The organism is Enterobacter asburiae, from assembly GCF_008080435.1.
Taxonomy (GTDB): domain Bacteria; phylum Pseudomonadota; class Gammaproteobacteria; order Enterobacterales; family Enterobacteriaceae; genus Enterobacter; species Enterobacter asburiae_C.
In genome coordinates this window covers 60,812-87,498 of the sequence record NZ_VRKN01000010.1, presented here as the reverse complement: position 1 = coordinate 87,498, position 26,687 = coordinate 60,812, and the positions used below count along the sequence as shown (strand labels likewise).

The 26,687-nt window shown below is 55.2% G+C and carries 25 protein-coding genes and 1 pseudogene; 6 read left to right on the top strand and 20 right to left on the bottom strand.

Features of this window, described 5'->3' with window-relative positions; translation table 11 throughout:
• Positions 1-211: 211 nt before the first annotated feature.
• Positions 212-670, bottom strand: a complete 459-nt coding sequence (gene soxR / locus FU672_RS17955) for a redox-sensitive transcriptional activator SoxR (protein WP_023331806.1) — start codon at positions 668-670, stop codon at positions 212-214.
• Between the two features lie 98 nt (positions 671-768).
• On the opposite strand from soxR, the gene soxS reads away from it, so the two are divergent.
• A complete protein-coding gene (soxS, locus tag FU672_RS17950) occupies positions 769-1,095 on the top strand; it encodes a superoxide response transcriptional regulator SoxS (protein ID WP_008503387.1) in 327 nt (108 codons plus the stop codon).
• 6 nt (positions 1,096-1,101) lie between these two features.
• Here the strand turns inward: soxS and pdeC are convergent, their stop codons facing one another.
• On the bottom strand, positions 1,102-2,667 hold the full coding sequence (gene pdeC / locus FU672_RS17945; protein ID WP_148244257.1) for a cyclic di-3',5'-guanosine monophosphate phosphodiesterase PdeC: 1,566 nt from the start codon (positions 2,665-2,667) through the stop codon (positions 1,102-1,104).
• 603 nt (positions 2,668-3,270) lie between these two features.
• Here pdeC and FU672_RS17940 point away from each other — a divergent pair.
• Positions 3,271-3,552: a YjcB family protein gene (locus FU672_RS17940; protein WP_008503385.1), complete on the top strand. Its 282-nt coding sequence runs from the start codon at positions 3,271-3,273 to the stop codon at positions 3,550-3,552.
• Between the two features lie 63 nt (positions 3,553-3,615).
• On the opposite strand, the gene ssb1 is transcribed toward FU672_RS17940, so the two are convergent.
• Positions 3,616-4,146: a single-stranded DNA-binding protein SSB1 gene (ssb1, locus tag FU672_RS17935; RefSeq protein ID WP_119937912.1), complete on the bottom strand. Its 531-nt coding sequence runs from the start codon at positions 4,144-4,146 to the stop codon at positions 3,616-3,618.
• A gap of 252 nt (positions 4,147-4,398) precedes the next feature.
• Here ssb1 and uvrA point away from each other — a divergent pair, with 252 nt between their 5' ends.
• The gene (uvrA, locus tag FU672_RS17930) at positions 4,399-7,221 is read left to right on the top strand and encodes an excinuclease ABC subunit UvrA (protein WP_148244256.1); all 2,823 of its coding nucleotides are present in this window, start codon (positions 4,399-4,401) and stop codon (positions 7,219-7,221) included.
• Positions 7,222-7,224: 3 nt separating this feature from the next.
• Here uvrA and FU672_RS17925 read toward each other — a convergent pair whose 3' ends face one another.
• The 6 genes and pseudogenes from FU672_RS17925 to dnaB all read right to left on the bottom strand — a co-directional run bounded on the left by FU672_RS17925 (position 7,225) and on the right by dnaB (position 12,904).
• Complete coding sequence (locus FU672_RS17925) at positions 7,225-7,578, bottom strand: MmcQ/YjbR family DNA-binding protein (protein WP_148244255.1); 354 nt, start codon at positions 7,576-7,578, stop codon at positions 7,225-7,227.
• A 2-nt stretch (positions 7,579-7,580) separates the two neighbouring features.
• Positions 7,581-7,996 (bottom strand): annotated as a pseudogene (locus tag FU672_RS17920) (secondary thiamine-phosphate synthase enzyme YjbQ).
• Between the two features lie 113 nt (positions 7,997-8,109).
• The gene (gene aphA / locus FU672_RS17915; protein WP_148244254.1) at positions 8,110-8,823 is read right to left on the bottom strand and encodes an acid phosphatase AphA; all 714 of its coding nucleotides are present in this window, start codon (positions 8,821-8,823) and stop codon (positions 8,110-8,112) included.
• Positions 8,824-9,082: 259 nt separating this feature from the next.
• Positions 9,083-10,276, bottom strand: a complete 1,194-nt coding sequence (gene tyrB, locus FU672_RS17910; protein WP_148244253.1) for an aromatic amino acid transaminase — start codon at positions 10,274-10,276, stop codon at positions 9,083-9,085.
• A 119-nt stretch (positions 10,277-10,395) separates the two neighbouring features.
• The gene (gene alr / locus FU672_RS17905) at positions 10,396-11,475 is read right to left on the bottom strand and encodes an alanine racemase (RefSeq protein ID WP_148244252.1); all 1,080 of its coding nucleotides are present in this window, start codon (positions 11,473-11,475) and stop codon (positions 10,396-10,398) included.
• 16 nt (positions 11,476-11,491) lie between these two features.
• On the bottom strand, positions 11,492-12,904 hold the full coding sequence (dnaB, locus tag FU672_RS17900; RefSeq protein WP_058842048.1) for a replicative DNA helicase: 1,413 nt from the start codon (positions 12,902-12,904) through the stop codon (positions 11,492-11,494).
• Positions 12,905-12,970: 66 nt separating this feature from the next.
• On the opposite strand from dnaB, the gene FU672_RS17895 reads away from it, so the two are divergent.
• The gene (locus FU672_RS17895; RefSeq protein WP_148244251.1) at positions 12,971-13,954 is read left to right on the top strand and encodes a quinone oxidoreductase; all 984 of its coding nucleotides are present in this window, start codon (positions 12,971-12,973) and stop codon (positions 13,952-13,954) included.
• 184 nt (positions 13,955-14,138) lie between these two features.
• Here the strand turns inward: FU672_RS17895 and pspG are convergent, their stop codons facing one another.
• The 4 genes from pspG to FU672_RS17875 all read right to left on the bottom strand — a co-directional run bounded on the left by pspG (position 14,139) and on the right by FU672_RS17875 (position 17,504).
• Positions 14,139-14,381, bottom strand: coding sequence for an envelope stress response protein PspG (pspG, locus tag FU672_RS17890; RefSeq protein ID WP_023310044.1), 243 nt, complete (start codon positions 14,379-14,381; stop codon positions 14,139-14,141).
• A gap of 136 nt (positions 14,382-14,517) precedes the next feature.
• A complete protein-coding gene (dusA, locus tag FU672_RS17885) occupies positions 14,518-15,513 on the bottom strand; it encodes a tRNA dihydrouridine(20/20a) synthase DusA (protein ID WP_148244250.1) in 996 nt (331 codons plus the stop codon).
• An 82-nt stretch (positions 15,514-15,595) separates the two neighbouring features.
• Entirely contained in the window at positions 15,596-16,843 is a 1,248-nt protein-coding gene (locus tag FU672_RS17880; RefSeq protein WP_148244249.1) for a conjugal transfer protein TraF, read from the bottom strand.
• 172 nt (positions 16,844-17,015) lie between these two features.
• Positions 17,016-17,504, bottom strand: coding sequence for a cupin domain-containing protein (locus FU672_RS17875; RefSeq protein ID WP_024906713.1), 489 nt, complete (start codon positions 17,502-17,504; stop codon positions 17,016-17,018).
• A 115-nt stretch (positions 17,505-17,619) separates the two neighbouring features.
• Here FU672_RS17875 and zur point away from each other — a divergent pair, with 115 nt between their 5' ends.
• The gene (gene zur / locus FU672_RS17870) at positions 17,620-18,132 is read left to right on the top strand and encodes a zinc uptake transcriptional repressor Zur (RefSeq protein ID WP_148244248.1); all 513 of its coding nucleotides are present in this window, start codon (positions 17,620-17,622) and stop codon (positions 18,130-18,132) included.
• Positions 18,133-18,179: 47 nt separating this feature from the next.
• Here zur and FU672_RS17865 read toward each other — a convergent pair whose 3' ends face one another.
• From FU672_RS17865 to FU672_RS17850, 4 genes are all read right to left on the bottom strand, one after another.
• On the bottom strand, positions 18,180-18,389 hold the full coding sequence (locus FU672_RS17865; RefSeq protein WP_024906712.1) for a CsbD family protein: 210 nt from the start codon (positions 18,387-18,389) through the stop codon (positions 18,180-18,182).
• 120 nt (positions 18,390-18,509) lie between these two features.
• Positions 18,510-19,847 (bottom strand): MATE family efflux transporter DinF, encoded by a 1,338-nt coding sequence (dinF, locus tag FU672_RS17860; RefSeq protein ID WP_148244247.1) that lies wholly within the window; start codon positions 19,845-19,847, stop codon positions 18,510-18,512.
• Positions 19,848-19,910: 63 nt separating this feature from the next.
• Positions 19,911-20,519 (bottom strand): transcriptional repressor LexA, encoded by a 609-nt coding sequence (gene lexA, locus FU672_RS17855; protein WP_024906710.1) that lies wholly within the window; start codon positions 20,517-20,519, stop codon positions 19,911-19,913.
• A 108-nt stretch (positions 20,520-20,627) separates the two neighbouring features.
• Positions 20,628-20,996: a diacylglycerol kinase gene (locus FU672_RS17850; RefSeq protein ID WP_148244246.1), complete on the bottom strand. Its 369-nt coding sequence runs from the start codon at positions 20,994-20,996 to the stop codon at positions 20,628-20,630.
• Positions 20,997-21,150: 154 nt separating this feature from the next.
• On the opposite strand from FU672_RS17850, the gene plsB reads away from it, so the two are divergent.
• Positions 21,151-23,571, top strand: coding sequence for a glycerol-3-phosphate 1-O-acyltransferase PlsB (plsB, locus tag FU672_RS17845; RefSeq protein WP_047345604.1), 2,421 nt, complete (start codon positions 21,151-21,153; stop codon positions 23,569-23,571).
• A gap of 118 nt (positions 23,572-23,689) precedes the next feature.
• On the opposite strand, the gene gntU is transcribed toward plsB, so the two are convergent.
• The 3 genes from gntU to gntR all read right to left on the bottom strand — a co-directional run bounded on the left by gntU (position 23,690) and on the right by gntR (position 26,683).
• On the bottom strand, positions 23,690-25,030 hold the full coding sequence (gntU, locus tag FU672_RS17840) for a gluconate transporter (RefSeq protein ID WP_148244245.1): 1,341 nt from the start codon (positions 25,028-25,030) through the stop codon (positions 23,690-23,692).
• A 3-nt stretch (positions 25,031-25,033) separates the two neighbouring features.
• Entirely contained in the window at positions 25,034-25,561 is a 528-nt protein-coding gene (gene gntK, locus FU672_RS17835; RefSeq protein WP_014882134.1) for a gluconokinase, read from the bottom strand.
• A gap of 126 nt (positions 25,562-25,687) precedes the next feature.
• A complete protein-coding gene (gene gntR / locus FU672_RS17830) occupies positions 25,688-26,683 on the bottom strand; it encodes a gluconate operon transcriptional repressor GntR (RefSeq protein WP_021242747.1) in 996 nt (331 codons plus the stop codon).
• Positions 26,684-26,687: the final 4 nt, after the last annotated feature.

Genomic DNA, 26,687 nt, shown 5'->3' with positions numbered 1-26,687 from the left:
AGGGGTACTGACGTCGGGGGAAACCCTCCCGTGAACCAGCGGGATAGAGTGAAAGACAAAGACCGGGAAAAACTAAAGCGCCCTTATGTGGCGCTTTAGTTCTTTATAATGCTTTTTGCCGGGTGGCGGCTGCGCCTTACCCGGCCTACATTTGACGGTTTGGTAGGCCGGGTAAGCGAAGCGCCACCCGGCGAATGGGCTACACGCACGCTCAATCCTCTTCCAGCAACCGTGCCCCCGTCCCCTGTTCGCCCAGCCTGTCGCCGGGGTTACGCAACGGACAATCGCTACGCGACAGGCAGCCACAGCCGATACAACCATCCAGTTCGTCACGCAGGGCGACCAGCGTATGGATACGCCTGTCCAGCTCTTCACGCCACTGGGATGACAGCTCTTTCCACTCTTTCGGGCTAAGCGTGTGACCTTCCGGCAGCACACCAAATGCTTCGCCGATCGTGGCCAGGGGAATTCCGATTCGTTGCGCAATTTTGATAATCGCCACGTAGCGGAGCACGTCGCGGGTATAGCGACGCTGATTGCCCCCGTTACGGATACTCTTAATTAACCCTTTGCTTTCATAGAAGTGGAGCGCCGATACCGCAACGCCGCTTCGCTTTGCCACTTCACCGGGGGTTAAAAGCGCTTTAATTCGCGGCAATCTCTTTTCCATAAAACCTCTTTACCTCAAGTTAACTTGAGGAATTATACTCCCCCGCAGAGAAAACGACGAATTAACCGAGATAGTTGTATCTACAGAGGGGCAACCTTATGTCGCATCAGCAGATTATTCAGACGCTTATTGAATGGATTGATGATCATATCGACCAACCGTTGAACATTGATGTGGTCGCTAAAAAGTCGGGCTATTCGAAATGGTATTTACAGAGAATGTTCCGCACGGTCATGCATCAGACGCTGGGTGAGTACATTCGCCAGCGCAGACTGCTGCTGGCAGCGCAGGCGCTACGCTCAACGCAGCGGCCCATTTTTGATATCGCGATGGATCTTGGCTATGTGTCGCAACAAACCTTTTCCCGCGTGTTTCGCCGCGAGTTTGACCGCACGCCGAGCGACTATCGCCACCAGTTGAATTAATTACCCTCAGTGCAAAGGCTGCTGCTGCCAGGTCATAAATTCCTGGGGCGGCATCGCTTTCGCGAAGTGCCATCCCTGACAATACTGGACGCCGCGCTTCAACAGCCAGCTTACCTGCTCTGCCGTCTCTACCCCTTCCGCAATGGTTTTCAGCCGCAGGCTTTGCGCCATCTCGATAATATGCTCGGCGATCAGGTGGCTGGTACTGTTGGTCGTTAAGGTATCGATAAACGATTTATCGATTTTCAGAATATCCACGTTCAGCGAGTAGAGGTTGTGCAGGTTCGAGTAACCGGTTCCGAAATCATCGATCGCGACTTCATAACCCGCCTGACGGAAAGCCTGAATCACCGGCGTGGTTTTTGGCACATCGATAAAACCGCGTTCCGTCACTTCTATTTTGATTTGCTGCGCACGGACGGCGTAGTGGCGAGCCTTGTCGGAAATCATGGCGATCAGCCGCGAGGAGTGGAAATCCGTGGCCGACAGGTTAATCGAAATATAGAGATGTGGATGCTCGGCCAGGAAATGGCCCAGATCGTTGAACACCTCCTCAACGACATAATCCGTAATCCGCTCGCTCATCCCCTCATTTTCCGCCAGCGGAATAAACTCAGCCGGGCTCATCACCTGCCCGTTAAAACCAGGCCAGCGTAACAACGCCTCCGCGCCCACACACTGGTTGTTCTTGATATCAATAATCGGCTGATAGTGCACGCAAAGCTGTCGTTTGTTCAGCGCCCGGTGCAGTAAGCGCCCCGGCGAATTGAACTCACGATGGGTACGGGACCATACCAGCAAAATAATAATGCTGCAGATCATGCCCAGCGGTAGCGTCAACGTCGCCTGGTGATAAAGCGTTTCATAAAAACGTTTATTCGATGTCGACACAATGGCCGCAATAGGTCTTTTGGGGGATGTTACGATCGTATAAAAGCGGTTATCTTTTTGAAATACCGATTCCTTATCCCGAATCATCGAATTTAATAAAGAAACATTAGCTTTCTGGCTGACGGAAAAGAAAGCATTGGTTACCGTGTCGTACACCCCCCAGGAGAGAGAATGATCCGCGGACATGACTTCGCTGTATGAAAGCGGGTTGACGACCACCACATAATTTCCGCGCTGCATATATGTCATTTTATAGCCAGTATAAAATGGGGTATCGCGATAATAATAGATAGCGACGTCAGGTTTACGCGTGTAATTAGCGACAGGAATGGCGTAAGGGTGATCCGGTGTAAAAACGGTCGAACAAAGAAAATTCTGACCTTCAGCGTAAATTAAATCGGCGACAAACAGGCGGCCACGAACAACGTTCAGCATATATTGACGATGTTCCGGCGTGCAAAGCTCACCCTGATATTTTTCAGCCTCGTCCCGGGCCAGCTCAACCTGTTGAATAACCAGTTCTGTTTTGTCTAAAGCCAGTTCAGCAAACGTGCGTAGCTGGGCGCTTGTTTCAGATACGGCTCGTAGCTGGGCAAACCATAGCGCAAGCATCACCGGCAGCATAACTACCATGATGATCCCTACCACCCTGAGCATTTTGCGCCGCGCGCTACGATTCATTTCCCGCCCTATATCCCTGCATGTTGTACGCCTGTAGTAATGAAGGCCGGATGCTTTGTTAAACAGGTGATTACGTTGCATGAATCATGCGAAGTTAGCAACTGACTTTTCGTATTAAAAATCTTAAATTTCGTTATGACGATAATATTTTCCCGTAAGTTAAACTGTAAGTATTCGTTCCGTTTCAATTAAGGAAAATAATTATCCAGCCCGCCGGAGCAGGCGGGAAGATAACACAACAGACGATCGTTGATTAAGCCAAACGTCTGACAGCATGAAAAAAGTACAGCTTCATCATGACGTTTTATGCTATTTGCTCTGGGATATTGCGTTCGTTGATTTATAAATAATCAGTCTTCGCCTCAATATTTTCAGGTTCGGCTGAGAATAACGCCCCTCTTATAAAAACCGAATGTGAGGTATCCCCTCGTGCGCCGAAGGCAGAACCAGCCTGCACAATCTCCTTTCCTGAGGAATAAAATCCTCTTTTTTGATCGCACAGACGCTGGCGAATAAATCAACAAATGTGATATAGTTCACACATATTATGTAACGAGAAACAACGTTTCATTCAGTTCGTCTGTTTTGTAGAGGATGGGTTTTATGGCAACCATTACTACCAGCATGGTTCTCCTGCGCTGGCCTTTGTTGAGTGCGGTACTGATGTTTTTAGCCAGCACGCTGAACATTCAGTTTCGTAAATCTGACTATGCGGGTCTTGCTGTCATCAGCACCCTGCTGGGGCTGGGTGCGGCCTGCTGGTTTGCAACGGGCCTGCTTGGCATCACCCTGCTGGATATCGCCGCCGTCTGGGAAAATATTAAAGTGGTGATGGTTGAGGCGATGAGCCACACGCCACCCGACTGGCCGATGGTAATTACCTGATCCCTTACGGAATAAAAAAACCCAGACGATGGTCTGGGTTTTTGCGTTTTAAGCGTCTGGATATCAGAACGGAATGTCGTCGTCGAAATCCATTGGCGGTTCGTTAGACGGTGCCGGAGCGGACTGCTGCTGCGGACGAGACTGCGCGCCGCCGCTGAACTGGTTGCCACCCTGTGGCTGCTGAGGCTGACCCCAACCGCCCTGCTGCTGGTTCTGGCCGCCACCTGCTGGTGCGCCACCGCCCTGACGGCCACCCAGCATCTGCATGGTGCCGCCAACGTTGACCACCACTTCCGTGGTGTATTTCTCAGCGCCGGCCTGATCGGTCCATTTGCGGGTACGCAGCTGGCCTTCAATATAAACCTGAGAACCTTTGCGCAGATACTCACCGGCCACTTCGGCCAGTTTGCCAAACAGCACAACGCGGTGCCATTCGGTCTGCTCTTTCATCTCACCGGTCGCTTTATCACGCCAGGATTCGGAAGTAGCCAGCGTAATGTTGGCAACTGCGCCACCACTCGGCATGTAGCGTACTTCCGGGTCCTGGCCCAGATTACCGACGAGAATCACCTTGTTTACGCCTCTGCTGGCCATGATCGTGTCTCCTGAATACGTTTCTTAATAGTGTAAACGCGCGAGTGTACCATTTCCAGACGCCACTTTGATAGTTGCGTAGCATCTTCCAGAGTTCGCACGCGAACTTAACATTGTTACACAGTGAATCAGAAAATGCATTCCAATACTGTATATTCAAACAGGTCAATTTGTGTCATAATTAGCCGTTTCTGACAGCCGTTTGTCCTTCAAACAAACCAGGCAAAACCGTGTTCCAACCGGGAAAGGTGAATGGATAAGATCGAAGTTCGGGGCGCCCGCACCCACAATCTCAAGAATATCAACCTCATAATCCCTCGCGACAAACTTATCGTCGTGACCGGGCTTTCGGGGTCTGGCAAATCCTCACTGGCTTTCGACACTTTGTATGCCGAAGGACAGCGTCGTTACGTTGAATCACTCTCTGCGTACGCGCGTCAGTTCTTGTCGCTGATGGAAAAACCGGATGTCGACCACATTGAAGGGTTGTCCCCTGCTATCTCTATTGAGCAGAAATCAACGTCGCATAACCCGCGTTCAACGGTCGGTACTATTACCGAAATTCATGACTACCTGCGTCTGCTGTATGCCCGCGTGGGTGAGCCGCGCTGCCCGGACCATGACGTTCCGCTGGCGGCCCAGACCGTAAGCCAGATGGTGGATAACGTGCTGTCGCAGCCGGAAGGCAAACGCCTGATGCTGCTGGCGCCAATTATTAAAGAGCGAAAAGGCGAACACACCAAAACGCTGGAAAACCTGGCAAGCCAGGGCTATATCCGCGCCCGTATTGACGGCGAGGTGTGTGACCTGTCCGATCCGCCCAAGCTGGAGCTGCAGAAGAAACACACCATTGAGGTAGTGATTGACCGCTTTAAGGTGCGTGACGATCTGGCGACGCGTCTGGCGGAATCATTCGAAACCGCGCTGGAACTGTCTGGCGGCACGGCCGTGGTCTCCGACATGGACAACCCGAAAGCGGAAGAGCTGCTCTTCTCCGCCAACTTCGCTTGCCCGATTTGCGGCTACAGCATGCGCGAGCTTGAACCGCGCCTGTTCTCCTTTAACAACCCGGCGGGCGCGTGCCCGACGTGTGACGGCCTGGGCGTCCAGCAGTATTTCGATCCGGACCGTGTGATTCAGAACCCGGAGCTGTCGCTGGCGGGCGGTGCCATTCGCGGCTGGGATAAGCGTAACTTCTACTACTTCCAGATGCTGAAATCGCTGGCAGAGCACTACAAGTTCGACGTTGAAGCGCCATGGGCGAGCCTGACTCCGAACGTGCACAAAGTGATCCTGTTCGGTTCTGGTAAAGAGAACATCGAGTTCAAATACATGAACGATCGCGGCGATACCTCCGTGCGTCGCCACCCGTTTGAAGGGGTGCTGCACAATATGGAGCGCCGCTACAAAGAGACCGAATCCAGCGCGGTGCGCGAGGAACTGGCGAAGTTCATCAGCAACCGCTCCTGCGCCACCTGTGAGGGCACGCGTCTGCGTCGCGAAGCGCGCCACGTGTTTGTGGAAAACACGGCGCTGCCGACCATCTCAGACATGAGCATCGGCCACGCGATGGACTTCTTCAACAATCTGAAGCTCTCCGGCCAGCGCGCGAAAATTGCCGAAAAAGTGCTGAAAGAGATTGGCGATCGCCTGAAATTCCTGGTGAACGTCGGTCTGAACTACCTGACGCTTTCCCGCTCGGCAGAAACGCTCTCCGGCGGTGAAGCCCAGCGAATCCGACTGGCCAGCCAGATTGGCGCGGGCTTAGTCGGCGTGATGTACGTGCTGGATGAGCCGTCCATCGGCCTGCACCAGCGCGACAACGAGCGCCTGCTCGGTACGCTGATCCACCTGCGCAATTTAGGCAATACGGTGATTGTGGTGGAACACGACGAAGATGCGATTCGCGCGGCTGACCACGTTATCGACATCGGTCCCGGTGCCGGCGTACACGGCGGCCAGGTGGTCGCGGAAGGGACGCTGAAAGACATTATGGCGGTGCCAGAATCGCTGACCGGCCAGTTTATGAGCGGCAAGCGCAAGATTGAAGTGCCGAAACAGCGAGTGGCAGCGGACCCGGAAAAAGTGCTGAAGCTGACCGGCGCGCGCGGCAACAACCTGAAAGACGTTACTCTGACGCTGCCGGTTGGCCTGTTTACCTGTATCACCGGCGTGTCCGGTTCCGGTAAATCGACGCTGATCAACGATACGCTGTTCCCGATTGCGCAGACGGCGCTGAACGGCGCGACGCTGGCCGAGCCTGCGCCGTACCGCGATATCCAGGGGCTGGAACATTTCGATAAAGTTATCGACATTGACCAGAGCCCGATTGGCCGTACTCCGCGCTCTAACCCGGCAACCTATACCGGCGTCTTCACGCCCGTACGTGAGCTTTTTGCGGGCGTGCCTGAATCCCGTTCACGCGGGTATACGCCAGGACGTTTCAGCTTCAACGTGCGCGGCGGGCGCTGTGAGGCCTGTCAGGGCGATGGCGTGATCAAGGTTGAGATGCACTTCCTGCCGGATATCTACGTGCCGTGCGACCAGTGCAAAGGCAAACGCTATAACCGCGAAACGCTGGAGATTAAGTACAAAGGCAAGACCATCCACGAAGTGCTGGACATGACCATCGAAGAGGCGCGCGAGTTCTTTGACGCCGTCCCTGCGCTGGCGCGTAAGCTGCAGACGCTGATAGACGTAGGCCTGACCTACATTCGTCTGGGACAGTCGGCAACCACGCTGTCCGGCGGTGAAGCGCAGCGCGTGAAGCTGGCGCGTGAGCTGTCAAAACGCGGTACCGGTCAAACGCTGTACATTCTGGATGAGCCGACCACCGGCCTGCACTTTGCCGATATCCAGCAGCTGCTCGACGTGCTGCATCAGCTGCGCGATCAGGGCAACACTATCGTGGTCATCGAACATAACCTGGACGTGATTAAAACCGCGGACTGGATTGTCGATCTCGGCCCGGAAGGCGGCAGCGGCGGCGGTGAAATTCTCGTCTCCGGTACGCCAGAGACCGTTGCAGAGTGCGAAGCCTCGCACACCGCGCGCTTCCTTAAACCGTTGCTGTAACTGTCAAACGGAGAGTTGCTGTCGGGTGGTTTCCGGCAGCAGCTCAACCGCCTGCTGATAGGACGCATCCACCAGGTAGTAAATTTGCGAGCCGGGAATCGTTCCGTCCAGATAAACAGTGCTCCAGTGCGCCTTATTGAGGTGCTTGCTCGGCCTCACGTCATCATGCTGTTGACGTAGCAAATCCGCCAGTTCAGGGCTGGTTTTCAGCGACGCCGCCGGACGGCCTTCCACCTCTTTCACCATCGCAAACAGCACATCACCCACCTTAATCTGCGTGGCTTTCCAGTCGCTGTGGACGCTCTGCTCCGCGCCGGGCTTGCTCATGCAGTACTGAAGTATCTCCGAAATTGTCATCTTTATTCCCCTTGTAGCGTGGCGATAATTTTACGCGAACCACCGTGAATGCGATGCTCTCCCAGCCAGATCCCCTGCCACGTTCCCAACAGCAGCCGTCCATTGTGAACCGGCAGCATCAACGATACGCCCAGCAAAGAGGATTTAATATGCGAAGGCATGTCGTCCACCCCCTCATAGTCATGCTCATAAGGCGCGTTGTCCGGGACGCTCTTCAGAAAATGATGCTCCATGTCGGACCGGACGGTGGGATCGCAATTTTCATTAAGCGTGAGAGAGGCGGACGTGTGCTGAAGCAGCAGATGCAGCAAACCCGTTTTGACCCGCGACAGGTCGCGGAGTTGCCCGATGACTTCATCCTCACCAGGTGAAATCCGCGGGGTTTAGCGCTTAAGGTCAGGGTCTGTTGGTACCACATGTGCTGCTCCGTGATGAAAGATGAATCTTTCTAAGTGTGCAGCAAGAAGACGAAAGGTAAAACCCGCAGCAGCGAGATTTGATTAAAAAAGAGTCAAACCCGCTGCCGGGTACTTAATACTCCGAGTTGACGATCACCTCTTCGCCAAACTTTCCGGCCATCGGCAGTGGTCTGTAGGTGGAGTTAGAGGCGCGTAAGACCCTGATCCCTCTGGCGCCTACGTCATGCGCGGCGGTGATATCGTTATCTGAATCACCGTAGAATACTTTGATATTTTTCTTTTCCAGCCACTGGGTTTTGGTGTTTTGCCCTTCTTTGTCACCAGCAAAAATCACCGGATTCATGCTGGTCGCCGGGATCTGGAAATCATCCTGCAGCGTTTTAGAGACGGTTTCCGTTCTGGTCTGACTGCGGCCGGTCACAAAATAAATACTGTCACCGCGCTTCACGTGCATGGCAATAAGCGCACGGGCAACCTCTTTCGGTATGCTGAACTCGTCCCAGCCGTTATTCATTTTTTCCCAGAATTCCGGGTTCTTCAGGTACGCTTCGCTGTCTGGTGAATATGTTTTCTTACCGCGCCAGAAGCCGGGGCTTGAGAACAGCACGGTATCGTCAATGTCAAAGCCCACGGCCATTGGCGCACGGCCCATCAGGCTGTTTTCGATTTGGGCCACGGAGACCCAGTGAATGGGCGCCTGCTCGGCAAGAATGGCGGCGGTGGTACCGGTATAAAGCGGCGTCGGGGCAGAAGCTCGCGCGACGACGGCACTATTAAGCGAGAACAATAAGCAGGCGGCGCTGAGCGCCAGTGTGATCTTGCGCATATTTTCCCCTGAATATTCAGTTTGTTATCGTTTTAATTTGAGCGGATGGTCAAAAAACTATCCGACCATAACCCCAGCGGGAGGTGAAGGGAAGGAGTTTTTGCTTATGAAGCTGAATAAAAAGAAGACGATCACAAAGCGCGGATGAGTGATGTAGGCCCAGTAAGGCGTAGCCGCCACCGGGCAAGATTTTCTGCGGCCTGATGCCCTCACCCCAGCCCTCTCCCACAGGGAGAGGGGGAAAATAGGTAGTGAGTACTTACATTACCGCAGCAAATGCCTGCGCCACGCGATGAACGTTGCTGGCATTCAGGCCCGCCACGCACATACGGCCGCTGGCGATCAGGTAGATGCCGAACTCTTCGCGCAGGCGATCGACCTGCGCCGCACTCAGTCCGGTATAGCTGAACATCCCGCGCTGCTTGAGCAGATAGTCGAAGTTATGTCCCGGCACGGCCTCTTTCAGGACGTTAACCAGCTCCTGACGCATCGTCTGAATGCGCTGGCGCATCGCTTCCACTTCCGCAAGCCAGGACGCTTTCAGCTTTTCATCACCGAGAACCGTCGCCACCACCTGCGCACCAAAGTTCGGCGGGCTGGAGTAAATGCGGCGCACCGTCGCCTTCAGCTGACCCAGCACGCGACCCGCCGCTTCAGCGTCTTCACACACCACGGACAGACCGCCGACGCGTTCACCGTACAGGGAGAAGATTTTAGAGAAGGAGTTACTCACCAGAGCTGGCAGCCCGGCGCTGGCAACGGCGCGAATGGCGTAAGCATCTTCTTCCATGCCCGCGCCAAAGCCCTGGTAGGCGATGTCGAGGAACGGGATCAGATTGCGGGCCTTCAGCACCTCAATCACCGCATCCCACTGGGCATTAGTGAGGTCCGCACCGGTCGGGTTATGGCAGCATGGATGCAGCAGCACAATACTGCGCTCTGGCAGGGTGTTCAGTTTTTCCAGCAGCGCTTCAACGCGCACGCCGTTAGTTTCACTGTCGAACCATGGATAGGTCGCCACTTTGAAGCCTGCGCCCTCGAAGATCGCAACGTGGTTTTCCCACGTCGGGTCACTGACCCACACGCCTGAATCCGGGAAGTATTTTTTCAGGAAGTCTGCACCCACTTTCAGCGCACCCGAGCCGCCCAGCGTCTGGATGGTCGCCACGCGTTTTTGCGCGAGCACCGCGTGATCGGCACCAAACAGCAGCGGCGCAATGGTGCTACGGTAGGCATTTAACCCTTCCATCGGCAGATAGAGCGACGCGCCGTGTGGAACAGCGTTCAGACGCGCTTCGGCTTCGGCAACGGCCTGCAACTGAGGAATAAAACCCTCGTGGTTGTAATACAAACCGATGCTAAGGTTCACTTTGTCGCTGCGAGGATCTTCTTTGAAACGCTCCATTAAGGAGAGGATAGGGTCGCCGGCATAGGCGTCAACTTTCTGAAACACGCGATGGTTCTCCGGAATTCGATGAGGCAGGGATCTCAACAATAAACCGGAAGTGGGAGAAGGTCGAGAGGATGTTAATAAAGTTGGAGCGAGGATAAAAACCTCACTCCATTGGCGGTTCAATCAATGTATTTCATCGCTACCCTTGAAGTCAGGCGCGTGATAAGTTCGTAAGCACTTACTTTCGTGATTTCAGCAATGCGTTCAACAGGCAGCCCCTCACCCCACATCACGACATCGTCGCCAGGCTTATCCTGGGCTTCAGGCCCCAGATCAACACAAATCATGTCCATCGCCACGCGGCCGACGATCTTCACCTCGCGACCGTTGACCAGAACCGGCGTACCCGACGGTGCGGCACGTGGATATCCGTCACCATAGCCCATCGCTACCACGCCAAGACGGGTATCACGCTCGCTGGACCAGGTGCCGCCGTAGCCCACCGGCTCACCCGCTTTATGGTCACGCACGGCAATCAGGTTAGAGACCAGCGACATGACCGGCCGGAAGCCAAAGTCCGGCCCCCAGGGTTTGTTCTCCAGCGGCGACACGCCGTAGAGAATGATGCCCGGTCGCGCCCAGTCGAAGTGCGACTGCGGCCACAGCAGAATACCGCCGGATGCCGCAATCGAGCGCATCCCCGGCTTGCCTTCGCAGAAGGTATTAAAGATATCCAGCTGCCGCTCGGTCGCACCGCACTCGGGCTCATCGGCACGGGCGAAGTGGCTGACGATATTCACCGGCTGGCGCACGTTTTTGCACTGGCATAAACGCTGATAAAACGCTTCCGCGCTCTCCGGACGCACGCCCAGACGGTGCATGCCCGTGTCGAGCTTCATCCATACGGTCACCGGCTCGCTCAGCTCGGCGGTTTCGAGTGCGCCGAGCTGTTCTTCGTTGTGTACCGCCGTATGCAGATGCTGGTCAGCGATGGTTGGCAGATCGCTGGCTTCGAAAAAGCCTTCGAGGAGCAGAATGGGTTGAGTAATACCGCCCGCACGCAGGCGGAGGGCTTCTTCAAGACGGGCGACGCCAAAGGCGTCGGCATCGGGGAGCGTTCGCGCGGTCTCCAGAAGACCGTGTCCGTAAGCGTTCGCTTTCACGACTGCAACGAGCTTGCTGGCGGGTGCCAGTTCACGCAGACGTTGCAGGTTGTGTCGCAGAGCGCGGCGGTTAATAACAACAGTTGCCGCTTGCATTTGAATTCCTTAGAAATTACTCATCATCATATTGAGGACCGGCATAGTTGTCGAAACGCGACCACTGTCCGTTAAAGGTCAGACGCACCGTCCCGATCGGGCCGTTACGTTGTTTACCAATAATAATTTCGGCGATCCCTTTCAGGTCGCTGTTCTCGTGATAAACCTCATCACGGTAGATAAACATGATTAAGTCGGCATCCTGCTCGATGGAGCCGGACTCACGCAGGTCAGAGTTGACCGGGCGCTTGTCGGCACGTTGTTCCAGGGAGCGGTTCAGCTGCGACAGCGCAACGACCGGAACGTGCAGCTCTTTGGCTAACGCCTTGAGCGAGCGGGAAATCTCCGCAATTTCCAGCGTACGGTTGTCGGAGAGTGACGGGACGCGCATCAGCTGTAAGTAGTCGATCATGATAAGACCGATGCCGCCGTGTTCACGGGCGATACGGCGCGCGCGGGAACGAACCTCCGTCGGCGTCAGGCCGGAGGAGTCATCGATGTAGATGTTACGTTTTTCCAGCAGAATGCCCATGGTGCCGGAGATGCGCGCCCAGTCTTCATCATCGAGCTGGCCGGTACGAATGCGGGTCTGATCCACGCGCGACAGCGACGCCAGAGAACGCATCATAATCTGCTCGGAGGGCATCTCAAGACTGAAGATCAGCACAGGTTTATCCTGTAACATCGCCGCGTTTTCGACGAGGTTCATCGCAAAAGTGGTTTTACCCATCGACGGACGCGCGGCGACGATAATCAAATCCGACGGCTGCAGGCCGGCGGTTTTCTTGTTCAAATCGTCATAGCCGGTGTTCACGCCGGTGACGCCATCGTGCGGCTGTTGGAACAGCTGCTCGATACGCGCGACGGTGGCGTCGAGCACCTCGGCGATGTTTTTCGGCCCTTCGTCTTTGTTGGCGCGGCTTTCGGCGATTTTAAAGACGCGGGACTCAGCAAGGTCGAGCAGGTCTTCGCTGGTGCGACCCTGCGGATCAAAACCGGCTTCGGCGATCTCGTTCGCCACCGAGATCATCTCACGAACGACGGCACGTTCGCGCACGATATCGGCGTAAGCGCTGATGTTCGCCGCACTAGGTGTGTTTTTTGACAGTTCCGCCAGATAGGCAAACCCACCGCAGCTGTCGAGTTGCCCAAGACGCTCCAGCGATTCCGCGAGCGTAATCAGGTCGATCGGGCTGCCCGACTCCTGCAGACGCGCCATTTCAGTAAAGATGTGGCGGTGCGGGCGGGTGTAGAAATCTTCCGCCACGACGCGCTCGGCGACGTCGTCCCAGCGTTCGTTATCCAGCATTAAACCGCCCAACACCGACTGTTCCGCTTCAATCGAGTGCGGCGGGACTTTTAACCCTGCGACCTGGAAATCACGCTCGCGAGGTTCAGTCTGTTTGTTGAAGGGTTTGTTTCCTGCCATAGTGAATGGAGTTACCGAGATAAAGAGTGGGTCGAAAGATTACCATATTTTTCTTACGGAGGGAGCATGGCAACGCGCATTGAATTCCAGAAACACGGTGGGCCAGACGTACTGAAAGCGGTGGAGTTCACCCCTGCCGCGCCTGGCGAAAACGAAGTGCAGGTTGAAAACAAAGCAATAGGCATAAACTACATCGACACCTATATTCGCGGCGGTCTCTACCCGCCTCCGTCAATGCCGAGTGGCTTGGGCACCGAGGCAGCCGGTATTGTCATCAAAGTGGGCAGCGCGGTTAAGCATATTAAAGAGGGTGACCGCGTAGTGTATGCGCAGTCTGCGCTGGGCGCTTACAGCTCCGTCCACAACGTCCCGGCGGATAAAGCCGCCCTGCTGCCTAACGCCATCTCCTTTGAGCAGGCGGCGGCCTCGTTCCTGAAAGGTTTGACGGTTTACTACCTGCTGCGCAAAACCTATGAAATTAAACCCGAGGAGCAGTTCCTGTTTCATGCCGCAGCGGGTGGCGTCGGGCTCATCGCCTGTCAGTGGGCAAAAGCACTGGGCGCGAAACTGATCGGCACCGTAGGAAATGCACAAAAAGCGCAGCGCGCGCTGCAGGCAGGCGCCTGGCAGGTGATTAACTACCGTGAAGAGAGCATTGTTGAGCGGCTGAAAGAGATAACCAACGGCAAAAAAGTGCGCGTGGTATATGACTCGGTGGGGAAAGACACATGGGAAGCGTCGCTGGAATGCCTGCAGCGTCGTGGTCTGATGGTAAGCTTCGGGAATGCGTCAGGCGCGGTGACCGGCGTTAACCTCGGCATTCTGAACCAGAAAGGTTCACTGTACGTGACTCGCCCTTCCCTGCAAGGATACATCACCAACCGGGAAGAACTTGAGGAAGCCAGCAACGAGCTGTTCTCGCTGATCGCCAGCGGCGTCATCAAAGTGGAGGTGGCAGATGCGCAGAAATTCGCGCTGACCGATGCGCAGCGCGCGCATGAGGTGCTGGAGAGCCGGGCGACGCAGGGGTCGAGTTTGTTGATTCCCTGAGCCCCAAAAAGAAATTGGGCTTCCCGTGGGAAGCCCTTTCTTTTTTTAGTTCGGCTGTATGTAGGGTACAGCTCGATGAATTCTTTAGCGGCAGTCATAGTGACAGATTCGATAAGTAAATCCTATTCTGTTCTAAGCCATGCCGCCGGAAAAGTTACAAGTATGTGACGAACCCCTCAATACCTTAGTAACGGAAGCGGTTATTGCGCTGATAACTGGGCACTTTTGGCGCTTTAATCGCCCGAATCACCCACACGACCGCAATGGCCAGCAGTAACCACGGCAACAGTTTGATCGTCAGGGCAAACAGTCCGCCAATAAACATGACCACCGTCGCCACCACGATAGCCGCCAGAATGCCGAGCAGCGAAACGCCGGTCGCTAACAGCATGACAAAAAAGCCAATCACAAAAAGTAGTTCCAGCATGGTGCTCTCCCACGAGTTCCCGAGTAATGCAGTAAGCATTACAAGAATCATGCCAGTATTAACCTGTTGTTATTAAAGCAAAACGCCCCGCGAGCGTTCGCAGGGCGTGGTGAATTTGACGAACTTTTAGCGAAAGTTATCGCTTGTCTGCCACCAGTCGCAGCGCATGTTCCAGCACCTCGATATCGGCACCGGCTTTATGCGCATTCTCGCTCAGGTAACGACGCCACTGACGCGCGCCCGGAATCCCCTGGAACAGGCCAAGCATATGGCGAGTGATATGGCCGAGATACGTGCCGTTGCTCAACTCGCGCTCAATGTAAGGGTACATGGCGCGTACGACGGCAACCGGATCGGTGTCTGCGCCTTCGATGCCAAAGATTTCGCGATCGACCGTCGCCAGAATGCCCGGGTTCTGATACGCCTCGCGCCCGACCATCACGCCATCCATATGCGCCAGATGCGTTTTGGCCTCTTCCAGCGACTTGATGCCGCCGTTAATGGACATCGTCAGGTGCGGGAAGTCACGCTTCAGCTGATACACGCGCGGGTAGTCCAGCGGCGGGATCTCACGGTTCTCTTTCGGGCTGAGGCCGGAGAGCCAGGCTTTTCGCGCGTGGATGATGAACATCTCGCACTCGCCTTTCCCGGATACCGTATTGATGAAGTCGCACAGGAATTCATAGCTGTCCTGGTCGTCAATGCCGATACGGGTTTTGACCGTGACCGGAATGGAGACCACATCGCGCATCGCCTTGACACAGTCCGCCACCAGCTGTGCGTTTCCCATCAAACATGCGCCAAACATGCCGTTTTGCACGCGGTCGGATGGGCAGCCAACGTTAAGGTTGATCTCGTCGTAGCCACGCGCTTCGGCCAGCTTCGCGCACTGCGCCAGCGCGGCCGGATCGCTACCGCCCAGCTGCAGGGCAACCGGATGCTCTTCTTCGCTGTAGGCCAGATAGTCGCCCTTCCCGTGAATGATTGCGCCCGTGGTCACCATTTCGGTGTACAACAGCGTATGGCGGGAGAGCTGACGCAGGAAATAGCGGCAGTGTCTGTCCGTCCAGTCGAGCATCGGCGCAATGGAGAAACGGTGTGCAGGGAAAGCGGTCTGTAATTCTGACGACATGGCGAAGTTTTAAGCATCTGGTGGAAAAGGGGCGCTACTATAGCACAAAGAAAAGCCGGAGGCGCAGCGCCTCCGGTGGACTTTAGAACGTCATACTCAGCTGAGCCCCTGCGCCCCAGGTTTCGTCTTCACCGTACAGACCCATCAGGTCTACATGAACGGTACTGAACGGCGCGAAACCAACACCGCCGGTAAAGACATTGCTGTCGTTACCCTTCACGTCCGCGCGATAACCCGCACGTACCGCCAGCCAGCTGAGCGGCGTAACCTCAGCACCGACACCCACGTACTGCGACGTATCTTCGCTCTTGAAGCCTTTGGTTTCCGTCAAATCGCCATCGGCGGTAATTGTCACCAGGTCGTTGTGCCAGGCGGCACCGGCGGTCACTACAGGACTGATTTGATAAGTATCACGCACGCCATCCACTTTCTTCGTATCAATATCGCGGGAGAAGAGATTTTGTCCGGTTAAACCGACCGTCCAGTTATCACCAAAGTCAGCAGCAAGACCGGCGTCAACGTTAAAACCCGTATCATCATTACGATAGCGACTACTATTGATATCGCCGCTGTCGAAGTTGTAGATGGAGACCGTATAGTTATAGAGCCAGGTTTTCTGCAGCTTAGGTGTGATACCTACGGAGACCGGTACGCCGCTAATGTCAAACTGACGCGCCACCGCCACACCATAGTCCGAAACGATCGCCGCGCGACCAAAGCCTTTTGACTTCAAATCATTCGGATTTACCGCTAACGCAGTGGCTGGAACGGCCTCAATACCGCGCAATGTGTCAATATCACCCTGATCGATGTAAGAACTTACGCGTGCACGCGCATTCGCTTTTGCGACGAATGCTACGGATAACACGTCATTAGGAATGCTGACAGCAATCCCGGCGCCCGCTTTACCGCTGGCGGTTTTTCCTTTCAGAGAATCCAGTTGATTAGCAAGATCGCCAGCGGCAGCTGAGACCTCCCTGGAGGCCTGGCTAGTGGGATTTAAGAGAGTGAAAAGGTTGATACTATCCAGCGTGCTGCGATATTTGCTGACATCATCGCTGATATCATCAATCTTATCGCGCAGATTGTCCTTATCCGAAATTTGAGCGCCAATTGACGGCAGAATAACCGTGACATCATCATCCGGCTTTGCCTTTGCCAGCAGCGCCGGGTTTATCAATACTGCGCTGCCATAGTTCCCAGCCGCAACGCCGGTTCCACCCATTGCGTCACCACGCGCTTCTGTCCAGGTATTGGCTGCTCCCGCCTGATTTGCCATAAACAAGGAAACAGCGATACTCACCACCGAAAATTTAAAATTTTTTTTCACAGTATGCCCGTTATAGTCTGTTATGAAATAACCCCTGTCTGTTATCACCCAAACAGGAACGAACTATTGCTGTGAATAAGTAGTAAAAGACCCGCTATTTCTATCCCTAAGTAAAACTCCCTTACGGCCTGTTATATTTTGTGACGGCCCTCAATATTTATAGAAGAGGAAATTATTTTTTCCCAGGTTTTCCATCATGCGGTCCAAAAAACTGGGGTGGGTGATCAACCCAGCGATCCTCACGGGTCGCGGCATACACGGGGTTGAGTGGATAGTAGATGCGATTGTGCTTCTTGTTAGCCTCGCCAACGACCAGCAACCGCACCTCTTCCTCCGTGTTGTTGATAAAGGTGTGGCAGATACCGGTTCCCGCAGGAAACCCCACACTGTCGCCCGGTTCAAGTTTCCATAAATAGCCATTAATCCACGCTTCTGGATAACCTTCGAGCACATAAATGAACTCTTCTTCATCGCTTTCCGCATGCGGATAGGACGTCCTGCGCCCGGGCGGTAAACGCTCATGATGGATACCAATGCGCCTGAGCCCAAGCTTGCGAGCCAATGGGGCGCCGATAGAAAAAAGCTCATCGCTATCTGGATAGGTCGAATCATCCGCACCTTCTACGTCGCGCCAGTGCCGAATACAGTCAGGTTTTTTCATTGCTTATTTCCCGGTTTGTAATGGGTCAGGTATAGCACAGACTGGCGGATCTCGGTGTTTTTACCAGAACATGATAAAGTGGGGGTTTTCCGTCCTATAACATCCGGGGTGCTAAATGGATAAGTCCACAAAAGAGCTGTTAGCGCAGGCCGAAAAGCTGTGTGCGCAACGCAATGTGCGCCTGACTCCGCAGCGCCTTGAAGTATTACGCCTGATGAGCCTGCAACAAGGGGCCATCAGCGCCTACGATCTGCTCGACCTGCTCCGCGAAAGCGAGCCGCAGGCGAAGCCACCGACGGTGTATCGCGCCCTGGATTTCCTGCTTGAACAAGGGTTCGTGCATAAAGTTGAATCCACCAACAGCTATGTGCTGTGCCATCTGTTTGATCAGCCCACCCACACATCGGCCATGTTTATCTGTGACCGCTGCGGCGTGGTGAAAGAAGAGGCTGCGGAAGGTGTGGAGGATATTATGCATACGCTGGCGGCAAAAATGGGTTTTGCCCTGCGTCATAACGTGCTTGAAGCACATGGGTTGTGTTCAGCATGCGTTGAGGTGGAAGCCTGTCGACATCAGGATGCGTGTCAGCACGATCACTCTATTCTGGTGAAGAAAAAGCCGCGTTAACGGCAAAAGAAAAGGCGGCTTAGAGCCGCCCTGTGGGTGATTCAGCGTTACCAGCGGTAGTCGTTACGGGTTTCCCAGTCTTTGACTTCGTTTTCCGCCTGATCTTTCGCGTAGCCGTAACGTTCCTGAATTTTACCGACAAGCTGATCGCGTTTACCTTCAATGACGGTCATATCGTCATCAGTCAGCTTACCCCACTTTTCTTTCGCTTTACCTTTGAACTGCTTCCAGTTGCCGCCGATTTCGTCTTTATTCATCATCGTGTCCTCTTAGTTAAGCGTCGGGTCGTAACGTCCGTTACGTTCTTTTCTGCTGGACGTGATAATTATTGTAGTTAAGGATTCGGTGGTTGATTTCATATTCGGAATCTTTAACCGTCACGATATATCGTGACGTGAAGGGAACCAGGTATTGTTTTGCCAGTGACGGTGCCAGATAAACGCCAGCGATATCCCTCGCAGCGAGAGGAAGACGGCCAGGGCCAGCCACAAACCGTGATTACCCAGCCAGGGAAGCGTCAGCAGCGTCAGACCAAACCCTGCCGCCGCGACCGCCATGCTGTTACGCATTTCCGCACCGCGCGTCGCGCCAATAAACATGCCGTCCAGCAGATAACACCAGACGCCGACCACCGGTAAGATGACTTGCCAGATGAGATAGTGACTCGCCAGCTCGCGCAGCGCAGGAAGAGACGTCAGCAACGCAACGATCTGCTCACCAAAGCAGGCGTAAACCAGGCCGAACGCCAGCGCCACCAGTCCCGACTGACGGCAGGCTGCCCGCCAGACGTCCCGAAGCTGCCCGCTTTCGCGCGCACCGTACGCCTGCCCGGAATGGGCTTCTACCGCATAGGCAAAACCGTCCAGCGCGTAGGCGGTGAAGGTCAGAAGCGTCATCAATACCGCATTGACCGCGACGATTTCTGGCCCCAGCCGTGCCCCAAAAACCGTCAGCGCGCCGAAACAGAGTTGAAGCAGCAGCGAGCGCAGCATGATGTCACGATTGAGCGCCAGCAGCTTACGGATATTGCCGCGCCATGCGGTTTTGAGCAGCGCCAGGGAGACCCCGCGCATCGCCAGCACGCGCCAGACCATCCACAGACCAATAATAAAGGTTCCGTATTCGGCAATCGCCGTCGCCAGCGCCGCGCCCTGCACGTTCATATGCAGGCCCATTACCAGCCAGACATCCAGCACAATGTTGAGAAGGTTGCCCACCACCAGCAAAATTACTGGCGCACGGGCATACTGAACGCCCAGTAGCCACCCCAGCAGAACCAGGTTTGCCAGCGAGGCGGGCGCGCTGAGCCAGCGAATTTCAAGGAAACGTCGCGCCTGCGCCAGTACCGCCTCGCTGCCGCCAACAACATGAAGCGCAAGGTCGATCAGGGGCGCACGTAATAAAATGATTAACGCCCCCGCGCCAAGCGCAAGGATCAGCGGCTGAACCAGCGCGCGCGCCAGACGCAGCGGATCTTTTGCGCCATAAGCCTGCGCCGTGAGCCCGGTGGTGCTCATGCGCAAAAAGAGCAGCAGCATGAACAGGAAGCTGGTTGCCGTCGCGCCAATCGCCACGCCGCCAAGATAAACCGGCGAATCAAGATGACCAATAACGGCAGTATCGACCAGACCCAGCAAGGGCACGGTAATATTGGAGAAAATCATCGGCAGAGCAAGACGCCACAATGCCTTATCGGATGCCGTCAGCAGTGACATGAAAAATACCGGGAGTGGAGAATGAAGCAGGCTACAGCGGCGCCATAGCCTGTCAGAAAGAGGTTACAGCCATTCGCCGTTGCGAATGACCCCAACCGCCAGTCCTTCGATAGAAAAGTTGTGTTCGCGGAGATCGACCACAATCGGGGAGAACTCGTTGTTTTCAGGCAGTAGCTGAACGGTGTTCCCCTGTTTTTTCAGACGCTTGACGGTGACTTCGTCATCAATACGCGCGACAACCACCTGGCCGTTACGCACATCCTGCGTTTTGTGCACCGCAAGCAGATCGCCGTCAAGAATGCCGATGTCTTTCATCGACATACCGCTGACGCGCAGCAGGAAATCAGCGCTCGGTTTGAACATGGCTGGATCGACCTGGTAGTGGCCTTCAATATGCTGCTGTGCCAGTAAAGGCTCACCGGCAGCAACACGACCCACCAGCGGAATGCCCGTCTCTTCTTCCACCAGCAGGCGGATACCACGTGACGCGCCTGAAACAATCTCAATCACGCCCTTACGCGCCAGCGCTTTCAGGTGTTCTTCGGCAGCATTCGGAGAACGGAAGCCCAGACGCTGCGCGATTTCCGCACGCGTGGGTGGCATACCCGTCTGGCCGATATGATCCCGGATGAGATCAAACACCTCTTGCTGCCTGGTCGTTAACGCTTTCATTCCGCCCCCTGGGTGTATATACAGTTATGCTGTGAGTATATACAGTCAAAGGCGATTTTGGAACCAAAAACTGCACAAAAAACCAGGGACTTAATTATTCCTCGAGGCTCATCGGAAATGTGACCAAAGCAGCGTGACCCAGGTGATAACGGCAGTGATAATCGCCAGCAACACGGCAGCAGAGCCCATATCTTTTGCGCGGCCAGAAAGCTCATGGAAATCTGAACCAATGCGATCAACGACTGCCTCAATAGCGCTATTAAGAATTTCCACTATCATCACCAGAAGCACGGAACCGATCAGAAGTACGCGGGTAATAGCATCAACATCAAGGAAACAGGAGATGATCACCGCGATGATAGCGGCGACGCCCTCCTGGCGAAAGGCGGCTTCGTTGATCCACGCAGCACGGAACCCTTTCCACGAATAGCCGGCGGCTTTGATGATACGCGTTAACCCAGTGGTATTATTGGCCATTAAAAGAACCTTTTCTAAAAAAGAGCGTCAGTAACAGGAGGCGTAGCGCGTTTCGCTGCAGCCTGAAGTATGACGGGTAACAACAGAAATTTTGCGCGCTTTCTGTTATCCTTGCGCCGCAATTGCATTATTAACCAGAGGCTTTACATCGTTTATGTCCGGCTGGCCACGAATTTACTACAAATTACTTAATTTACCATTAAGCATCCTGGTAAAAAGCAAGTCTATCCCAGCAGAACCCGCGCTGGAATTGGGGCTCGATACGTCGCGTCCTATTATGTACGTTTTGCCTTATAACTCGAAGGCAGACTTACTGACGCTTCGCGCCCAATGTCTGGCGCATGACTTACCTGACCCGCTTGAACCGCTTGAAGTTGACGGTACGCTGCTGCCGCGCTACGTGTTCATTCACGGTGGACCGCGCGTGTTTACCTACTACACGCCAAAAGAAGAGTCCATCAAGCTGTTCCATGACTATCTCGACCTGCACCGCAGCAATCCCGATCTGGATGTGCAGATGGTGCCGGTATCGGTGATGTTTGGTCGTCGTCCGGGCCGTGAAAAAGGTGAAGAGAACCCGCCGCTGCGCATGCTTAACGGCATCCAGAAGTTCTTCGCGGTCTCCTGGCTGGGACGCGACAGCTTTGTGCGTTTCTCCCCTTCCGTTTCGCTGCGTCGAATGGCGGACGAACACGGCACCGACAAGATTATCGCGCAAAAACTGGCGCGCGTGGCGCGTATGCACTTCGCTCGTCAGCGCCTGGCTGCCGTAGGGCCGCGTCTCCCGGCGCGTCAGGATCTGTTCAACAAGCTGTTGGCCTCCAAAGCGATTGCCCGCGCCGTTGAAGACGAAGCGCGCAGCAAGAAAATATCGCATGAGAAAGCCCAGCAGAACGCCATTGCGCTGATGGAAGAGATTGCAGCGAACTTCTCTTACGAGATGATTCGCCTGTCCGATCGTATTCTCGGCTTTACCTGGAACCGCCTCTATCAGGGCATCAACGTTCATAACGCCGAGCGCGTACGCCAGCTGGCGCATGATGGCCATGAGATTGTCTATGTTCCCTGCCACCGTAGCCACATGGACTACCTGCTTCTTTCCTACGTGCTCTATCACCAGGGGCTGGTACCGCCGCACATCGCTGCCGGTATCAACCTGAATTTCTGGCCAGCAGGCCCGATTTTCCGCCGCCTGGGCGCCTTCTTTATTCGTCGTACCTTCAAGGGCAACAAGCTCTACTCCACCGTGTTCCGCGAGTATCTGGGCGAACTGTTCAGCCGCGGTTATTCCGTCGAGTACTTCGTCGAGGGCGGTCGTTCCCGTACCGGACGTCTGCTCGATCCGAAGACCGGCACGCTGTCGATGACCATTCAGGCAATGCTGCGCGGAGGAACCCGTCCTATCACGCTGGTGCCAATCTACATTGGCTATGAGCACGTGATGGAAGTGGGCACGTACGCCAAAGAGCTGCGCGGTGCGACCAAAGAGAAAGAGAGCCTGCCGCAGATGCTGCGCGGCTTGAGCAAGCTACGCAATCTGGGTCAGGGCTACGTGAACTTCGGCGAACCGATGCCGCTGATGACGTACCTGAACCATCACGTTCCCGAGTGGCGCGAGTCCATCGATCCTATCGAAGCGATTCGTCCGGCCTGGCTGACGCCAACGGTCAACGGCATCGCGTCCGAGCTGATGGTGCGCATTAACAACGCTGGTGCGGCTAACGCCATGAACCTGTGCTGTACGGCGCTTCTGGCTTCGCGTCAGCGCTCGCTGACCCGTGAACAGCTCACAGAGCAGCTGGATTGCTATCTGGACATGATGCGCAACGTGCCGTATTCCGTTGATTCAACCGTCCCTTCTGCTACCGCCAGTGAGCTTATCGATCACGCATTGCAGATGAACAAGTTTGAAGTCGAAAAGGACACGATCGGCGACATCATCATTCTGCCGCGCGAGCAGGCAGTGCTGATGACCTACTACCGCAACAACATCACCCATATGCTGATGCTGCCGTCGCTCATGGCGGCTATCATTACCCAGCATCGCCGTATCTCACGTCAGGAGCTATTGCGTCACGTTGATACGCTCTACCCGATGCTGAAAGCGGAACTGTTCCTTCGCTGGAGCAAGGATGAGCTGGCGGGTGAGCTGGACAAACTGACGGAAGAACTGCGTCGTCAGGGGCTGATCACCGTCACGAATGACGAGTTGCACATCAATCCTTCACGCTCCCGTACCCTGCAACTGCTGGCGGCCGGTGCGCGCGAAACGCTGCAGCGCTACGCCATTACGTTCTGGCTGCTGAGTGCGAACCCGTCTATCAACCGCGGTACGCTGGAGAAAGAGAGCCGGACGCTGGCACAGCGCCTGTCCGTTCTGCACGGCATTAACGCCCCTGAATTCTTCGATAAAGCGGTCTTCAGCTCTCTGGTGCTGACGCTGCGTGACGAAGGCTTCATCAGCGATACGGGTGATGCCGAGCCGGAAGAGACGCTGAAGGTGTACCAGATGCTGGCAGAGCTGATCACCTCGGATGTGCGTTTGACGATTGAGAGCGCAACGCAGGGCGAGTGATGTGAAAAAGCCGGGTGGTGGTTTCACCTTACCCGGCCTGGTGTTCTGCATAATATAAAGGCCCGGTAAGCGCTAACGCTACCGGGCCTTATTTTTGAGCCTTGTTACATCACCGCATTCAGCTCAGCAGCGTAAAGGCAATCATCCCAACAATCGCACCCGTCGTGCCGAGGATGGTTTCCATCAGCGTCCAGGTTTTCAGGGTTTGCGCTTCGGTGGCACCGGTAAATTTACCGAACAGCCAGAAGCCCGCGTCGTTAACGTGAGAGACCACAATCGAACCGCCCGCGATACAGATAGACAGCGCGGCCATCTGCGCACCAGAGTAGTTCAGCTGTTCAATCACCGGCATCACCAGACCCACGGCGGTTAAACACGCCACGGTTGCGGAACCCTGGATGATACGCACCGCCGCGGCCAGCACAAAGCAGGTTACCGCAATCGGCAGGCCCATCCCGGTCAGCGCTTCGCCCAGAGCCGGACCCACGCCGGAATCCACCAGCACCTGCTTGAACACGCCGCCGGCACCGATCACCAGCAGGATAATACCCGCAGGCTGCAGCGCGGCACCGCAGATCTCCATCACCCGGTCTTTCGGCATCCCCTGACGCATCGCCAGGCCGTAAATCGCCACCAGACACGCGACCAGAATCGCGGTGAACGGGTGACCGATGAACTCGAACCATTCGTAGGTGCTGGAACCCACCGGCACAAAGCGCGCGGCAATGGTTTTCAGACCCACGAGAACCAGCGGCAGCAGGATCAGCGACAGGCTGAAGCCGAAGGACGGCATTTTGCCCTCGCCCAGGTGCGGCTCGGTGACGTCATCCGGAATGTGCAGCTCAACGTAACGGCTGATGAAGTTGCCCCACAGCGGACCGGCAATAATCATCCCCGGGATTGCCGCGCACAGGCCAATCAGGATCATCCAGCCAAAATCAGCGTGCATCTGGGAGGCCAGCAGCATCGGCGCAGGCCCCGGCAGCAGAAATGCTGCGGCGGCCGCCACGCCCGCAAACAGCGGAATGACCAGCTTCACGAGATTAGTGCCGGTATGGCGCGCCATAGAGAACGCGACGCTTATCAGCAGCACAACGGCCACTTCGAAGAACAGCGGCAGCGCGCAAATCAGGCCAGCCAGGCCAATCGCGTAGTGCGCACGGCTGTGGCCGAAGGATTTCAGCATTTTGACGGCAATCTGGTCGACCGCGCCCGTCTCGTGCAAAATCTTGCCAAACATCGCGCCAAGGGCAACCACAATCGCCAGGAAGCCCAGCGTACCGCCCATCCCTTTTTCCATCGTCGCGGCGATCTTGTCGAGCGGCATACCGGAAAAGAGACCTGCACCTATAGAAACCACCATCAAAGCAACAAAAGCGTGCATACGCGCCTTCATCACTAAAAACAGCAGCAGCAACACGGAACCCACTGCTGTCAAAACTAGCGTTAATGTACTCAAAACTTACTGCCTTTTATTTATGACCTCAATGGTGCTGGCAACAACACCCTCCAGTGACTGATCGATATCAACCACTAAGACATCTTTCTCGTCTTCACCCGGTTCCTGCAGCGCGTCGAACTGCGTCACCAGCATCTGGGTTTTGAAGAAGTGACCTTTACGCGCCTTCAGACGGCTTTCAATCACCTCGAAATCCCCTTTCAGGTAGATGAAAGAGAGGTTCGGGTTACCGTCGCGCAGCAGGTCGCGGTAGGTTTTTTTCAGCGCAGAGCAGACGATCAGGGAGACTTTGTTGGTACGCTGCATAGCGAACGCGGCGTCATTCAGCGCCTGCAACCACGGTTTGCGGTCGTCGTCGTTCAGCGGCTCGCCGGAGGCCATTTTCATGATGTTGCTGCGCGGATGGAGGAAGTCGCCATCAAGGAACGCAGCCTGGAGTTGATGCGCCACTTCGCTGGCTACGGCTGATTTCCCGCTACCGGAAACGCCCATCAGGACGTAGACGTGGTGATCGTGATTAGTCGTGCTCAAAGGGTGTCCCTCAGTCAATTGTTACGGGTAACAGTTATCGGTAACATTGTCCTGCCGGGGCAAAAGAGAAGCAATATCCAAACGTGCGCGAAGTGAATAAGTGTGAGCTAGTTCAAATTTGTCAGTTCAAATAGATCCACCCGGTGACAAGGTGAAACCTAAATCTAACATTTTTGGAGTAACCGTCTCACCACGAATGCGCGCCAGCAGGCGTTCTGCGCCAATGCGGCCCATACGTTCACGCGGGGTCAGGACGCTCGCCAGACGCGGCTCCATCACCTGGCCGATGTCGTGGCCGTGGAAACCGGCGATCGCCATATCATCAGGGATTTTGAGCCCCAGACGCTGACACTCAAACGCCGCGCCGACCGCAAGGTCATCGTTGGTACAGAAAATACCGTCCAGTTGCGGATACTCGCGTCGCGCCTGACGCATCAGCTCAATACCCGACGTATAGGAAGAGGACTGCTCCACCATCACGCTGTACGGGGTTAAGTTCGCGTCGAGCATCGCCTGCTCGTATCCCTTCTGTTTGATGATAGTACGCTCATCAAGACGCGCACCCAGATAGGCGATATGACGATGCCCACGGGCAATGATGGCCGCCGTCATCTGGCGCGCCGCTTCGAAGTTATCGAACCCCACGGCGATATCGAGGCACGGCGACTGGCTGTCCATCAGCTCCACCACCGGAATACCGGCCACTTCAATCATTTTGAGCGTGCGGGCAGTGTGGGTACGTTCGGTTAAAATCAGGCCGTCGATGTTCCAGGAAAGCATTGATTCAAGACGTTCCTCTTCCAGTTCCGGCTTGTACCCGTAGTGGGCGAGCATGGTCTGATAGCCAAAAGCATCAGTGACGCTTTCAATACCGCGTAATACTTCGGCGAAAACCTGGTTGGTCAAGGAAGGAAGCAGGACGCCCACCGCACGGCTGGTCGCATTGGAGAGGATATCGGGTGCGCGGTTGGGGATATAACCCAGTTCATCAAGGGCAGCGGCAATCTTGCCACGTAACGCCACGGAAACCTGTTCCGGGTTACGTAAAAAACGGCTGACCGTCATTTTGGTCACACCGACGCGATCGGCGACATCCTGAAGTACGGGGCGTTTCTTTTTCATCGTC

Bases quoted from the DNA above. Each gene is read 5' to 3' on its own strand.
- FU672_RS17925 (WP_148244255.1), bottom strand. From the start codon at position 7,578: ATGACAATTTCGGAGATACTTCAGTACTGCATGAGCAAGCCCGGCGCG.
- dnaB (WP_058842048.1), bottom strand. From the start codon at position 12,904: ATGGCAGGAAACAAACCCTTCAACAAACAGACTGAACCTCGCGAGCGT.
- zur (WP_148244248.1), top strand. From the start codon at position 17,620: ATGGATAAGTCCACAAAAGAGCTGTTAGCGCAGGCCGAAAAGCTGTGT.
- pspG (WP_023310044.1), bottom strand. From the start codon at position 14,381: ATGCTGGAACTACTTTTTGTGATTGGCTTTTTTGTCATGCTGTTAGCG.
- ssb1 (WP_119937912.1), bottom strand. From the start codon at position 4,146: ATGGCCAGCAGAGGCGTAAACAAGGTGATTCTCGTCGGTAATCTGGGC.
- FU672_RS17850 (WP_148244246.1), bottom strand. From the start codon at position 20,996: ATGGCCAATAATACCACTGGGTTAACGCGTATCATCAAAGCCGCCGGC.
- dusA (WP_148244250.1), bottom strand. From the start codon at position 15,513: ATGTCGTCAGAATTACAGACCGCTTTCCCTGCACACCGTTTCTCCATT.
- gntR (WP_021242747.1), bottom strand. From the start codon at position 26,683: ATGAAAAAGAAACGCCCCGTACTTCAGGATGTCGCCGATCGCGTCGGT.
- uvrA (WP_148244256.1), top strand. From the start codon at position 4,399: ATGGATAAGATCGAAGTTCGGGGCGCCCGCACCCACAATCTCAAGAAT.
- FU672_RS17865 (WP_024906712.1), bottom strand. From the start codon at position 18,389: ATGAATAAAGACGAAATCGGCGGCAACTGGAAGCAGTTCAAAGGTAAA.
- soxR (WP_023331806.1), bottom strand. From the start codon at position 670: ATGGAAAAGAGATTGCCGCGAATTAAAGCGCTTTTAACCCCCGGTGAA.
- plsB (WP_047345604.1), top strand. From the start codon at position 21,151: ATGTCCGGCTGGCCACGAATTTACTACAAATTACTTAATTTACCATTA.
- aphA (WP_148244254.1), bottom strand. From the start codon at position 8,823: ATGCGCAAGATCACACTGGCGCTCAGCGCCGCCTGCTTATTGTTCTCG.
- pdeC (WP_148244257.1), bottom strand. From the start codon at position 2,667: ATGAATCGTAGCGCGCGGCGCAAAATGCTCAGGGTGGTAGGGATCATC.
- FU672_RS17875 (WP_024906713.1), bottom strand. From the start codon at position 17,504: ATGAAAAAACCTGACTGTATTCGGCACTGGCGCGACGTAGAAGGTGCG.
- dinF (WP_148244247.1), bottom strand. From the start codon at position 19,847: ATGTCACTGCTGACGGCATCCGATAAGGCATTGTGGCGTCTTGCTCTG.
- alr (WP_148244252.1), bottom strand. From the start codon at position 11,475: ATGCAAGCGGCAACTGTTGTTATTAACCGCCGCGCTCTGCGACACAAC.
- FU672_RS17940 (WP_008503385.1), top strand. From the start codon at position 3,271: ATGGCAACCATTACTACCAGCATGGTTCTCCTGCGCTGGCCTTTGTTG.
- FU672_RS17895 (WP_148244251.1), top strand. From the start codon at position 12,971: ATGGCAACGCGCATTGAATTCCAGAAACACGGTGGGCCAGACGTACTG.
- soxS (WP_008503387.1), top strand. From the start codon at position 769: ATGTCGCATCAGCAGATTATTCAGACGCTTATTGAATGGATTGATGAT.
- lexA (WP_024906710.1), bottom strand. From the start codon at position 20,519: ATGAAAGCGTTAACGACCAGGCAGCAAGAGGTGTTTGATCTCATCCGG.